Consider the following 12,881-nt stretch of genomic DNA (forward strand, 5'->3'; position numbering starts at 1 on the left):
CAGTTCGCACAGGATTCTTCAGAATGACGCCGCTTATCATGTGGCGTAGGCGGAGACAGGCCGTCATGCTCCGCAGCGAGAACGAGAGGAACCGCACATGCCGCTCACCATGAACCGCGAGGTTTTCATCACCGCCGCCCTCACCGGCTCCGGCGGCACGCAGGATCGCTCGCGCCATGTGCCGCGTTCGCCCAGGGAGATCGCTGAAAGCGCGATCCGGGCGGCGAAGGCCGGCGCAGCCATCGTTCACGCCCATGTCCGCGACCCCGAAACCGGCGTCCCTGCGCGCGATCCGGCGCTCTATCGCGAGGTGGTCGAACGGATCCGCGAGAGCGCCACCGACGTCGTTATCAACCTCACCGCCGGCATGGGCGGCGATATCGTCACCGGCCCGGCCGAAGCGCCGCTGCCGTTGGCGGCAGGCACGGATTTCATCCCGGCGGCGGCGCGCGTGGCGCATATCCTCGACAGCCGGCCAGAGATCTGCACGCTCGACTGCGGCACGATGAACTTCGCCGAGGCCGATTACATCATGGCCAATACGCCTGGAATGCTCGAAGCGATGGCCGGAATGATGGTGGAGTGCGGCGTCCAGATCGAGATCGAGGCGTTCGACACCGGTCACCTCTGGCTCGCAAGAAGCCTTGTCGAACGCGGCGTGATTCCGGCGCCGGTCCTAGTCCAGCTTTGCATGGGCGTACCGTGGGGCGCGCCGGACGATCTGAACACCTTCATGGCGATGGTCAACAACGTCCCCCCCGGCTGGACCTTTTCCGCTTTCGGGCTCGGGCGCAACGAGATGCCCTATGTCGCGGCGGCAGTGCTGGCGGGCGGGAATGTCCGGGTCGGGCTCGAAGACAATCTCTGGCTTGAAAAAGGCGTCCTCGCGACCAACGAAGCGCTTGTCGAGCGCGCGCGAGGCATTGTCGAGGGCATGGGCGCGCGGGTGATCGGCCCAGAGGAGGCGCGCACACGGCTGAAGCTGGAGAAACGGGCGCCGAAATGAATGAAATCAGGAAAGTCGCGTTGATCGGCGGCGGCGTCATCGGCGGCGGCTGGACCGCACGACTGATCGAAAATGGCATGGATGTCAGCGTCTTCGACCCCGATCCCGAGGCGGAGCGCAAGCTGAACGCCGTGCTGGCGGGGGCCGACCGCGCCTACGCCAAACTCACGATGGCGCCCCATCCGAAAAAGGGCGCGGTCAGTTTCGCGCCGAGCATCGCCGAGGCCGTCGCCGACGCCCGTCTCGTGATCGAGAGCGTGCCGGAGCGGCTCGACCTCAAGCACCGCGTCTTTGCAGAGATCGAGGCGGCGAACTCCACCGCCGTGATCGCTTCCTCCACTTCCGGCATCATGCCCACGGAGCTACAGGCCGAACTCGAATATCCCGGCAGGCTGATCGTCGCGCACCCGTTCAACCCTGTGTACCTTCTGCCCCTCGTGGAGCTCGTCGCGGGGAAGGATACGGACGCCAGACATATCGAATGGGCGAAGGAATTCTATTCCGCCATCGGCATGCGTCCGCTTGTGTGCCGGGTCGAGATCGAGGGGTTCATCTCCGACCGTTTGCAGGAGGCGCTCTGGCGCGAGGCGCTCTGGCTTCTGAAGGACAAGGTGGCGACGGCGGAGGAGCTTGACGCCGCCATCGCCTACGGGCCTGGGCTCCGCTGGGCGCAGATGGGCACGATGCAGACCTTTCACCTGGCCGGCGGCGAGGGCGGAATGCGCGCCATGCTGGCGATGTTCGGCCCCTGCCTGAAATGGCCGTGGACGAAGCTGACCGACGTTCCGGAGCTGACGGACGGCTTCGTCGAGATGGTCGGCGCGCAATGCGACGCGCAGTCCGGCGATCTCGGCCCGCGCGATCTCGAGCACATCCGGGACGACAATCTCATCGCCATCATGCAGGCGCTGAAAGTCAACGGCTGGGGCGCCGGTCAGGTCCTCGCCGCATATGAGAAAGCGCTCTTCGACCGCGGCGCCCCCGCGCCCGCCGCCGACCTCTCGCAGCCGATCCGCACGCTCGAACGCCAGGTGCCGCCGGATTGGACCGACTACAACAATCACATGAACGAGGCCCGGTATCTGCAATGCTTCGCCGATGCGACCGACGCCTTCATGCGGATCATCGGGGCGGATGCGGATTACATCGCCGCCGGCCGCTCGTATTTCACCGTCGAGACCCATATCCGCCATCTCAACGAGGTGAAGGCGCTGGAGCCGATCTACACTGCAACGCAGGTGATCGAAGGAAAGGGCAAGAAGATGCGCCTCTTCCATGAGATGCGCCACGCGGACGGCAGGCTTCTGGCGACGGGCGAGCACATGCTGATCCATGTGAGTCTCGAGAGCCGCGCAGCCTGCGAACCCGCGCGCGAGATTCTCTCCAAGTTGGAGGAGATCGCAGCGCTTCACGCGCGCCTCACGCCCCCCGATGGTGTCGGGCGCGCCATCGGGATGCGGGGCTGACCGCCGTGGCGTCGGGCATCGCGATGGGCGCGCCCGGCGCAAAATCGTCATCAAGGTCGGGATCGCGCGTGCGCAGAGCCGCGATCACGGGCAATTTGCCGCCTGCGCGCAATCGGCGCGTGGTGAAGGGGCATGGCGATGAAACAAACGCTGACGACGATCATCGCGATCTCGGTGGTGAGCGCCGCGCACGCGGCGGGGGGCTCGGTCGAGCGGGGCGCCTATCTTGTGTCGATCATGGATTGCGCCGGTTGCCATTCCGGCCGCGCGCCGGATGGCGCCCCGGACCCGGACGCCTATCTCGCGGGCGGCGCGCTTGGGTTCGAATTGCCGGGCCTTGGCGTCTTCTGGCCTCCGAACCTGACGCCGGATGTCGAGACCGGGCTTGGCGCCTGGAGCGACGAGGAGATCGTGGACGCGATCCGAGCCGGCATGCGGCCGGACGGCCGCACGCTGGCGCCGATCATGCCCTGGGAATCCTACAGCGTGCTGACGGACTCGGACGCGGCGGATCTCGTCGCCTATCTGCGCGCCCTGCCCCCGGTCAGGCGCGCGACGCCGCCTCCTGTGCCGACGGGTGGGACGGCTGGCGCCCCGTATTTCGCTGTGGCCATGCCGAATTAGTGCGTCCGTGGGCAGGTTTCCCCGGCGCCGACCTGCGGCGCCGGAGGGGGTAGAGCATGCAATTTGGACTGACCGAAGAGCAGGAGATGATCGTCTCCACGGTGCGCAATTTCGTGGAGAAGGAGATATATCCCCACGAGGACGTGGTGGAGCGCACCGGCGAAGTGCCGCCCGAGATCGGCGCCGCGATCAGGGAAAAATGTATCGGAATCGGCTTTTACGCCGCGAACTTCCCTGAGAGCGTCGGCGGCCCCGGCCTCTCGCATCTCGAATTCGCCCTGGTCGAGCGCGAGCTTGGCCGCGGATCGCTGGCGCTCACGCATTTCTTCGGCCGGCCCCAGAACATCCTGATGGCCTGCGAGGGCGAGCAGCGGGAGCGCTATCTTCTCCCCGCGGTGCGGGGCGAGCGGATGGACGCGCTGGCGATGACGGAACCCGACGCCGGCTCGGATGTGCGCGGCATGAAATGCGCTGCGCGCCGCGACGGTGGCGACTGGGTGGTGAACGGAACCAAGCATTTCATCTCTGGCGCCGATCACGCCGATTTCGTGATCGTCTTTGTCGCCACCGGCGAGGATCAGACCCCGAAAGGGCTGAAAAAGCGCATCACCGCTTTTCTGGTCGATCGCGGCCACCCCGGTTTCACGATCCGACACGGCTACAACTCCGTCAGCCATCGCGGCTACAAGAACATGGTGCTGGAGTTCGACGATTGCCGCCTGCCCGACGCGCAGGTGCTGGGCGCGATCGATGGCGGCTTCGCGGTGATGAACGAATGGCTCTACGCCACGCGCATCACGGTCGCGACGATGTGCGTCGGCCGGGCGCGCCGCGTATTCGACCTCGCGCTCGGCTACGCCGCCGAGCGCCGCCAGTTCGGCCAGCAGATCGGCAAGTTCCAGGGCGTGAGCTTCCAGATCGCCGACATGATCACGGAGATCGACGCCGCCGATCTCCTGACGCTCTCGGCCGCCGCGCGGCTGGACGCCGGCCTGCCCGCGAACCGAGAGATCGCCTCCGCCAAGCTCTACGCCTCGGAAATGCTCGCCCGCGTCACCGACGCCGCGATCCAGATCCACGGCGGCATGGGCCTGATGGACGATCTCCCCCTCGCCCGCTTCTGGCGCGACGCGCGGGTGGAGCGGATCTGGGACGGGACAAGCGAGATCCAGCGCCATATCATCGGGCGGGAGTTGCTGCGGCCCTTGGGGGGAAGAAGTTGACCAGCACGTTCGCGTTTGCTGTCCGCTTTCGAAAAGTTCTGGCCGAGAACCTCTCGCGCCAATGCACATGGCTTGAACAGGCGCCATCTTTCATAGGAGGCGGATTCAATTACTAGCGTCAATGAACAAGTCAGACTTTCATTGTCACGCGGCGCGGCCTGGATGGCTGGCGTTCCGGCTGTCCCGGAAGAAACTGCGGAGTCTGCGGAGGCGAATGAAGCGTTAGGAAATATCAATGACGCAGACCGAAATCCGCGAAGAGAAATCTCGTTCGCATTCCGCGACATCATTCCGGATAAAGTTCAGTCTCCATGTGCGAACGATCGCTGTGCCGTAACACGTATCGCGCTCGGCGGAGCCACATCCAAGCGTGACTGAAAATTGAGCGACCTCTCCCGCCTGCTCCGCCCCCGCTCGATCGCACTGATCGGCGGCGCCTGGGCGGCGAACGCCGTCCGGGCCACGGCGGGGATGGGGTTCAAGGGCGAGGTCTGGCCGGTTCACCCATCCAAAGGCGAGATCGCCGGCCACCGCGCCTACCCGTCGCTCGCCGCCCTGCCCCACGCCCCCGATGCGGCGTTCGTCGCCGTGAACAGGGATCGTTCCGTGGAGGTGATCCACACGCTTTCCGCCATGGGCGCGGGCGGCGCCGTCGCTTTCGCCTCCGGGTTCAAGGAAACCGGCGATGGCGCGCGCCAGGCGGCGCTCGTCGAAGCCGCGGGCGAGATGCCGATGCTTGGTCCGAACTGCTATGGCTTCATCAACTATCTCGACGGCGCGCTCCTTTGGCCCGACCAGCAGGGCGGAAGGCGCGTCGCGCGCGGCGTCGCCATCGTCTCGCAATCCTCGAACATCGCGATCAACCTCACCATGCAGACGCGCGGCCTGCCGATCGCCTATCTGGTCTGCGCGGGCAACCAGTCGCAGACTGGACTGGCGGAGATCGGTCACGCGATCGCCGCCGATCCGCGCGTCACCGCGATCGGGTTCTATGTCGAGGGAGTGGGCGATCCCACGGCGTTTTTCGAGATGGTCCGCGCCGCCGGCAAGCCTGTCGTGGCGATAAAGGCCGGGCGAAGCGCCGCCGCCCGCGCCGCCACGATCTCGCACACTGCATCGCTCGCGGGCGAAAACGAAGCGAGCCGCGCCTTCTTCGCCCGCGCCGGCGTGCCGCTCCTCGCCTCTCTGCCGGAATTCCTGGAGACGTTGAAGCTGCTTCACGTATGCGGCCCGCTCAGCGGGCGCGACATCTGTTCGGTCAGTTGCTCGGGCGGCGAGGCCGCGCTGGTCGCCGACGCGATGGAGGGCCGGCGGCTTCGCCTCCGTCCCTTCGATGCGTCGGCGCGCGAACGCATCGCCGCGACGCTGGACAGTATCGTTCCTGTCGCCAATCCGCTCGATTACCAGACCCACATCTGGAGCGACGAGGCGAAGATGACCGCCTGTTTCAACGCGGTGCTGGACTCAGCGTTCGATCTCACGCTCTTCGTCCTCGACTTTCCGCGCTCCGGACGCTGCTCCGACGCGGACTGGGTTCCGGTCGTCGCCGCGATCAAGGCCGCGGCGGCGCGAAGCGCCCGCCCGGTCGCCGTCGTCGCCTCGCTGCCGGAAAACCTTCCCGAGAAGGTCGCCGACGAGATGATCGCCGCCGGACTGACCCCGCTCTCGGGAATCGTCGAAGCGCTCGCGGCCGTGGATGCCGCCGCCACGTGCGCCGAAGCCCGCGGCCCGGCGCGGGCGCCGCGCCGGCAAAGCGGGCCAAGGCCCGACGCGCCGCCCCCTCGCCTTCTCGACGAGGCCGAGGCGAAGGCGCGTCTGGCGGCCGCTGGTCTGACCGTTCCCGCCGGGGCGCGCGCAGACACGCCTGAGTCGGCCGCCGTCCTCGCCCGCGACCTCGGCGCGCCGCTCGCGCTCAAGCGGCTCGGGATCGCCCACAAGACGGAGGCCGGCGCGGTCCGTCTCAACCTCGCCCCGAAAGAGATCGGCGAGGCGGCGCGCGTCATGGGCGCCGGGCCTTATCTCGTCGAGCGCATGGTTTCAGAAGGCGCGGAGTTGATCCTCGGCGTCTCGCGCGATCCGGCCTACGGGCTGGTGCTGACAGTCGGCGCGGGTGGCGTGGCGGCGGAGTTGCTCCGCGATACGGTCACGCTTCTGCTTCCAGTCGACGAGGCCGAGGGAGAGGCCGCAATCCGCGCGCTTCGGCTCGCGCCGCTCCTCACCGGCTGGCGCGGAAGTCCCGCCGTCGACATCACCGCCGCCGCCCGGACGCTCGCGGCGCTCTCGCGCTTCGCCCTCGCGCATGAGACAGTGCTTGAGGAACTGGACATCAACCCGCTCATCGTCACCTCGGCGGGGGCGTGGGCCGCCGACGCCCTGATCCGCATCCGGGGTTGATTTCACCGCCCGAAAGGACGCCACATGACCGAAAGCCCGATCCTCACCCGCCGCGACGGCGCCATCCTCGAGGTAACGCTGCGGCGCCCGCCGGCCAACGCCATCGACCTCGCCACCAGTCGCGTCATGGGGGAAACCTTCCGTGATTTTCGAGATGATCCGGAGCTTCGCGTCGCCATCGTCACCGGCGGCGGCGAGAAATTCTTCTGCCCGGGCTGGGACCTGAAAGCCGCGGCGGCGGGCGACGCGGTGGATGGCGACTATGGCGTCGGCGGGTTCGGCGGCCTGCAGGAGCTGCGCGGCCTCAACAAGCCGGTGATCGCCGCCGTCAACGGCATCTGCTGTGGCGGCGGCTTCGAGCTGGCGCTCTCTGCCGATCTCATTCTCGCCGCCGACGACGCGACATTCGCCCTGCCCGAAATCCGCTCCGGCACGATCGCCGACGCCGCCTCGGTCAAGCTGCCCAAGCGCATCCCCTATCATGTCGCGATGGACCTTCTGCTGACCGGCCGCTGGATGGACGCGGAGGAAGCGCTGCGCTGGGGCGTCCTGCGGTCGATCCACCCTGCGGGAGAGCTGATGGCGGCGGCGCACGATCTCGCCCGCCTTCTCGCCTCCGGCCCGCCGCTGGTGCAGGCGGCGATCAAGGAGGTGGTCCGCGAGGCGGAGGCGATGCGTTTTCAGGATGCGCTGAACCGCATCTCACGGCGGCAGTTCGAAACGGTCGACGTGCTCTACGCCAGCGATGACAACCTGGAGGGCGCGCGCGCCTTCGCCGAGAAGCGCGACCCGGTCTGGAAGGGCGAATAGCGCGCATCGGTTAACGCCGCTTTCACCGCCGCCGGGAATGATCGCGGCTCTAGAACTGTGGAGCGTGCGATGTATCAGAAACCCGATCAGGCCCTCATCGACTACAAGGGTTACAAATGGGGCCGGCTGAACCAGGTCTATCGCGGCCCGAAACCCGATCTCTCCAGACCCTATATCGCGTGCATCGGCGCGGCGCAGACCTTCGGACGCTATGTAGAGCGGCCGTTCCCCGCGCTCCTCGCCGAGGAACTGGATATCCAGGTGGCGAATTTCGGCGCCGCGAGCGCCGGGCCGGGGTTCTTCCTTCGCGACGCCGCAGTGATCGAGGCCGCCTCCTCCGCGGAGCTTTGCGTCATCCAGGTGATGAGCGCACGCTCGCTCTCGAACCGGCTCTTCAAGGTCCAACTCAGCCGCAACGCGCAAATCGAAGCGGTCTCGAAATCGCTGGAGGCGCTCTTTCCGCATATCGACTTCGAGACATTCACATACGCGCACAACATGCTGAATCAGATCGCCGAAGAGGACCCGGACAAGTTCGTGGCGGTCGAAGCGGAACTGAAAGCCGCCTGGGTCGCGCGCACCCGCGTGCTGCTGCAATCGATACAGACGCGGCGCGTGCTCTTCTGGTTCTCCGAGCGCGAAACGGACGAAGAGGTGTCCGGCGGCGCGGCCGGTCAGGCCCTGAAATATCCTCAATTCGTCGATCAGGAGATGATGGACGCCGTTGCGCCGCTTGTCGATCGCGTCGTGCGCTGCGTCACCTCGACGGGAATGCCGCAATCGCTGCTGAGGGACGGTGAAGCCGTCTTGCATACTCCGTTCGGCCTGCCGGTCAGCGAGAACCGCTACTACCCGTCGCCCGAGATGCACGCCGAAGCCGCCAAGGCGCTGACGCAGCCGATTCGCGAACTGCTGGCGTCCACCGCGCCCTGCGCGGCGGCGCGGCCGACCATCACCACGATCTGAAGGTCAGCGGCCGCTTCGCCGTTCGATCTCGACTCCGAGCGAGCCCGAAACCCGATCGAGTTTCTCGATCCGTATCCAGGCGCGCGTCACGTCATTCTCCGCCAGGAGCCGCGCCGCCAGCCGCTCGGCGAATGTCTCGAGAAGCTTCATCCGCGGCCCGTCCGCCAGTTCACGGATAGTAGCGAAAATCAGATCGTACGAGACGACGCTCGCAACCTCATCGACATGCGGCGCGCCGCTCCGCCGCACCTCGAGATCGACCGAAAACCGCAGGCGTTGCTTAACGCCATATTCCTCGGCGTAGGCGCCGATCTCCACGTCCACGACATGATCGCGAAGGAAAATCCGGTCGGCCGGTCCGTCGTCTGCTCCACCCATTGCCGCGTCGCTCATCCCGCCCCGCCCGTGATCGCCAGCATTTCGCTTACGCTAGGCGAAGGCCGCGCCGCCGTCACGCGCGGAAACGGCCCGCGCGCACGGCGAACCCCGCCAATCAGCTGTCGTTCGAGGTGACCTGCGTCGGGTAGCGATAAAATACATGCTCGCCAATCCGCACCGTCCTGGTCAGGCGCTTCGACCAACCCGGACGCACATTCGTCGTATGGAAATGCGTCGCGCCCGCGGTCAGCACGCGCGGGCGGCCGGAGAGCAAGACCTTGGCGATCTTCGCGGCCTTGACGAAAGCGGCGCGATTCACCACTCGCTCCTTCTTTCCGTCGCAAGCGTAGGAGAACTGGCAGCCGTGACGCTTGCCCTTGCCGGCACCCTGAGTGACCACGCCGCATACCGAATTGGGATACTTGTGGCTGTCGACCCTGTTCAGAACCACTTCGGCGACGGCGAACTGGCCGCGCGTGCTCTCGCCCCGCGCCTCGAAATAGATCGCCTCGGTAAGGCACTGCAGTGAGCGCCCGTCCACGCCGGCGCCGATGCTCTCAAGGCTGATATTGGAGACGGAAACGACTTCGTCCACGTTCATCTCCCGCGCCAGCGCGGCGAGTTCCGACGCGCGCGCGTCCTCTTCGCCAAGTCCGGCGAGGTCGGGGTCCGAAATCTCGCCGGTCGAGACGGGACCGGGTCCGGCGGGAAGCCGTCCGGTGCGCGCGAAATTACGGTCGGTCGACAATGTGCGGAACGCCGTTCGCTCCGCCATCAGCACCGAAAGCACACGCTCGGACTGCGACGTGTCGAGCGCGGCCACGCGGTTCGCGGACTCGGTCGCCGCGCCGTTCGATGGATTGAAAACCAGCGCTGCGACAAGACCGAGCGCCACCATTCCCACCCGTGTTACGGGAGAGAGATTCGCGAATCGACTTTTCATGTCATCACCCTCGTCTTGCACTCACAACGGATTCTCCGATGCGAGCGAACGCGGGGCTGCGGCCCGCCATGATCTCCAGATGCGGAGTTCCCGCCCCATGCTGGCGGCGGGAATTTCGTTAACGTCTTGTGAACGCGATAAACCGCCGGCGCGTCAATCCGCTTTCAGGCCAGTTTTCGGCGGTTTTCATCACAATTCGCCGGAGGGATGGTTGCTTTCCCGAAATGATTTCAGATGGTTTCAGGATCTCACGACGAATCGGGCGACAGGAGCCGCGCCTGCGCCGCCGCCAGCCGCGCGATCGGAAGCCGGAAGGGCGAGCAGGAAATATAGTCGAACCGCGCCAATTCGCAGAATCGGATGGAGGCCGGATCGCCCCCATGTTCGCCACAAAGCCCGAGCGTCAGACCGGGCGCGCGGGCGCGTCCGCGTTCCGCCGCGAGCAGGATCAGCTCCCCCACACCTTCGACGTCAAGCGTGTGGAACGGGTCCTCGGGATAGACGCCCTTGGCGACATAATCCCGCATGAACCGCCCGGCGTCGTCGCGGCTCAGCCCGTAGGTCATCTGCGTCAGGTCGTTGGTCCCGAAGGAAAGGAACTCCGCCGTCGCCGCCAGGTCGCCGGCGCGGAGCGCGGCGCGCGGGGTCTCGACCATGGCGCCGATCCGGTAGCAAAGCGCGGCGCCGCTTTCGCCCCGCACCTGTTCGGCCACCCTCTCGACGATCCGCTCCAGGAGCTCCATCTCGCGATTGGCCGACACCAGCGGGATCATGATTTCGGGGATCACCGGCTCGCCCGTCTTCTCTCCGGCCGCGACCGCCGCTTCAAACACGGCGCGGGCCTGCATCTCGTAGATTTCCGGGTAAGTGACGCCGACCCGACACCCCCGGTTCCCGAGCATCGGGTTGAATTCGCGCATTTCCGCCGCGCGCCGCGTCACCACTTTCAACGGCAGACCCATCGCTTCGGCGAGTTCGTTCATCTCGCGCGGGCCGTGCGGCAGAAATTCGTGCAGGGGCGGGTCGAGCAGCCGGATCGTCACCGGCAGCCCAGCCATGATCTCGAAAAGACCGATGAAGTCGGAGCGCTGCATCGGCAACAACTCCGCCAGCGCCGCGCGGCGCGCGTGCTCGTCGGCGGCGAGGATCATCCGCCGCATCGTGGTGATGCGGTTCTTCTCGAAGAACATGTGCTCGGTGCGGCAAAGGCCTATGCCGTCGACATTGAATCCGATCGCGACCTTCGCGTCCTGCGCCGTGTCCGCGTTCGCCCGCACCTTCATCCGGCGCACCTCGTCCGCCCATTTCATCAGCACGGCGAAGGCGCCGGAGATTTCCGGCTGGACCAGTTCCGGCGAGCCGGCCAGCGCCTCGCCGGCGGAGCCGTCGATGGTGACGATGTCACCCTCGTGCAGAACGCGCCCGTCCGCCGTCGTCAGCGTCCGTCCCTCGATATCCAGCGTGATATCGCTGGCGCCGACGACGCAGGGAGCGCCGAGGCCGCGCGCGATCACCGCCGCGTGGCTGGTCATGCCGCCGCGGGCCGTCAGCACGCCGGAGGCGGCGTGCATGCCGCGGATATCCTCGGGACTGGTCTCGACGCGCACCAGAATGGCGGCCTGTTCGCGCGCCGCGAGCGTTTCCGCCGCCTCGGAGGAAAAGACGATGGCGCCGGTCGCGGCGCCGGGCGAGGCCGGCAACCCGGCGCCGATCACGTCGCGCGGGGCGCGGGCGGAGACGGTGGGATGGAGATGCGAGGTCAGCGTCGAAGGGTCGATCCTGAGAAGCGCCGCCTCCCGCCCGATCACCCCGGCTTCGGCGAGATCGACGGCGATCCGCACCGCGCCGCGCGCCGTTGGCCTGAGGGGTTGCGCGTCGAGGATATGCAACTCGCCCGCCTCCAGCGTGAACTCCACGCGGCAGGCGTCGCCGAGCGTCAGTTCCGCCAGGGCGGCCTGCGCCTCCAGCTTCGTTGCGGCGTCAGGCGCTTCGGCCTCCAGCGAGGGCGCGGTCTGCGCGGCTTCGCGCCGCGCCCCTTCTGTCAGGAGCCGGGGCGTCCGGAGGCCCATCAGCGCGTCCTCGCCCTGCGCCTGCGCCAGATAGCGGCCCTGAAATCCCGGCGCGCCGTCCTCCTCCGACCGTGTCGTCGCGAACCCTGCGCCCGAAGAGCCGGGACCGACGCCGAGCGTCATCGTCTGGGCGATCAACGCCTGCGCCGAATCGGGCGCGAGGCCGCGCGCGCCCCGCAGGATCCTTGCCGTCGGGGCCGCCCAGGCCGTGCGCATCGCGGCGATGGCGAGGGAAAGCTGGGCGCGTGCGTCTTCGGGGAAGCGCTCGCCAGTGTCCTCCTCGACGGCGGCGAGATACTCCGTCTCCAGCGCCTTCAACGCGGCGAGGCTCAGCGCGTCCTCGCTCTCGACGCCGGAGAACTTCATCCGGTCGTAGAGGAGCGACTCGAACAATTCGGCGTCCGCCCCCATCGCCGCCGGGGCGAAGGCCTGGATCAGCCGGCGGCGGAGGTCGGCGGCGGCGCGGTCGCCGACGCGCGCCGCGAGGCCGGGGAGCGTGTCGCGCGTCAGCCCGATATTGAGGATCGCCGGCGACGAGGGCGCCGCCGTCTCGACCGGGCTGGAGCGAAGCGCGAGTAGTAACGGGCGCTCCGGCGCGCCGAACCCGAGGCCGCTTTGCGCCTCCAGCGCCGCCAGCGCGGGGGCGAGCGCTTCGGGCGCCGCATCGTCGGGAAAGGCGAAGCCGGGGGGTACCGGCGCGCCGGCGGCGATCAGCCGCGCCAGCCGCGCCGCCTTCGCGCCGTGGCGGGCGGCGTCGGTCACTTCGGCGAGGGCGGTCGCGGGCGCGTTCATGGGGTTCCCGTGTAACCTGCCCTTCGCAGTTGCGAAAGCGTCTTGTGCGACAGGCCGCGGCGGTGTCGCGTCCCCGGCGCTGAGCCGGGGCGCCGAGCGGGGGGCGTTACGGAGCGGGACCCCGGATCGGGTCCGGGGTCTGGTTCTCGTTGCGGGCGCGGAATCGGGCCGCTGGCGGGGGTGAGAGTGCGTTATCGCACGCGATAAGGG

The 12,881-nt window shown here is 67.6% G+C and carries 10 protein-coding genes; 7 read left to right on the top strand and 3 right to left on the bottom strand.

All coding sequences use genetic code 11. The annotated features are described in order from the left end of the window. Window positions 1–97: 97 nt before the first annotated feature. The 7 genes from G5B40_RS03905 (at window position 98) to G5B40_RS03935 (ending at window position 8,489) form a co-directional block, all read left to right on the top strand. The gene (locus tag G5B40_RS03905; protein WP_165095259.1) at window positions 98–1,006 is read left to right on the top strand and encodes a beta-keto acid cleavage family enzyme; all 909 of its coding nucleotides are present in this window, start codon (window positions 98–100) and stop codon (window positions 1,004–1,006) included. Beyond that, complete coding sequence (locus G5B40_RS03910) at window positions 1,003–2,472, top strand: carnitine 3-dehydrogenase (protein ID WP_165095260.1); 1,470 nt, start codon at window positions 1,003–1,005, stop codon at window positions 2,470–2,472. Before G5B40_RS03905 ends, G5B40_RS03910 begins: the two co-directional genes overlap by 4 nt. A gap of 138 nt (window positions 2,473–2,610) precedes the next feature. Beyond that, on the top strand, window positions 2,611–3,096 hold the full coding sequence (locus tag G5B40_RS03915) for a c-type cytochrome (RefSeq protein WP_211907408.1): 486 nt from the start codon (window positions 2,611–2,613) through the stop codon (window positions 3,094–3,096). A 56-nt stretch (window positions 3,097–3,152) separates the two neighbouring features. Continuing rightward, entirely contained in the window at window positions 3,153–4,319 is a 1,167-nt protein-coding gene (locus tag G5B40_RS03920) for an acyl-CoA dehydrogenase family protein (RefSeq protein ID WP_165095266.1), read from the top strand. Window positions 4,320–4,700: 381 nt separating this feature from the next. Continuing rightward, window positions 4,701–6,713, top strand: coding sequence for an acetate--CoA ligase family protein (locus G5B40_RS03925; RefSeq protein ID WP_165095268.1), 2,013 nt, complete (start codon window positions 4,701–4,703; stop codon window positions 6,711–6,713). A gap of 24 nt (window positions 6,714–6,737) precedes the next feature. Further along, the gene (locus G5B40_RS03930; RefSeq protein ID WP_165095271.1) at window positions 6,738–7,523 is read left to right on the top strand and encodes a carnitinyl-CoA dehydratase; all 786 of its coding nucleotides are present in this window, start codon (window positions 6,738–6,740) and stop codon (window positions 7,521–7,523) included. A 69-nt stretch (window positions 7,524–7,592) separates the two neighbouring features. After that, window positions 7,593–8,489 carry a DUF6473 family protein gene (locus G5B40_RS03935; RefSeq protein ID WP_165095274.1) on the top strand — a complete coding sequence of 299 codons (897 nt, stop codon included), beginning with the start codon at window positions 7,593–7,595 and terminating at the stop codon, window positions 8,487–8,489. A gap of 3 nt (window positions 8,490–8,492) precedes the next feature. Here G5B40_RS03935 and G5B40_RS03940 read toward each other — a convergent pair whose 3' ends face one another. The 3 genes from G5B40_RS03940 to ppdK all read right to left on the bottom strand — a co-directional run bounded on the left by G5B40_RS03940 (window position 8,493) and on the right by ppdK (window position 12,671). After that, on the bottom strand, window positions 8,493–8,882 hold the full coding sequence (locus tag G5B40_RS03940; protein ID WP_165095276.1) for a dihydroneopterin aldolase: 390 nt from the start codon (window positions 8,880–8,882) through the stop codon (window positions 8,493–8,495). Window positions 8,883–8,982: 100 nt separating this feature from the next. Next, on the bottom strand, window positions 8,983–9,810 hold the full coding sequence (locus tag G5B40_RS03945; RefSeq protein WP_246209698.1) for a cell wall hydrolase: 828 nt from the start codon (window positions 9,808–9,810) through the stop codon (window positions 8,983–8,985). Between the two features lie 248 nt (window positions 9,811–10,058). Further along, a complete protein-coding gene (gene ppdK / locus G5B40_RS03950; protein ID WP_165095279.1) occupies window positions 10,059–12,671 on the bottom strand; it encodes a pyruvate, phosphate dikinase in 2,613 nt (870 codons plus the stop codon). Window positions 12,672–12,881: the final 210 nt, after the last annotated feature.

The organism is Pikeienuella piscinae (genome assembly GCF_011044155.1).
Taxonomy (GTDB): domain Bacteria; phylum Pseudomonadota; class Alphaproteobacteria; order Rhodobacterales; family Rhodobacteraceae; genus Pikeienuella; species Pikeienuella piscinae.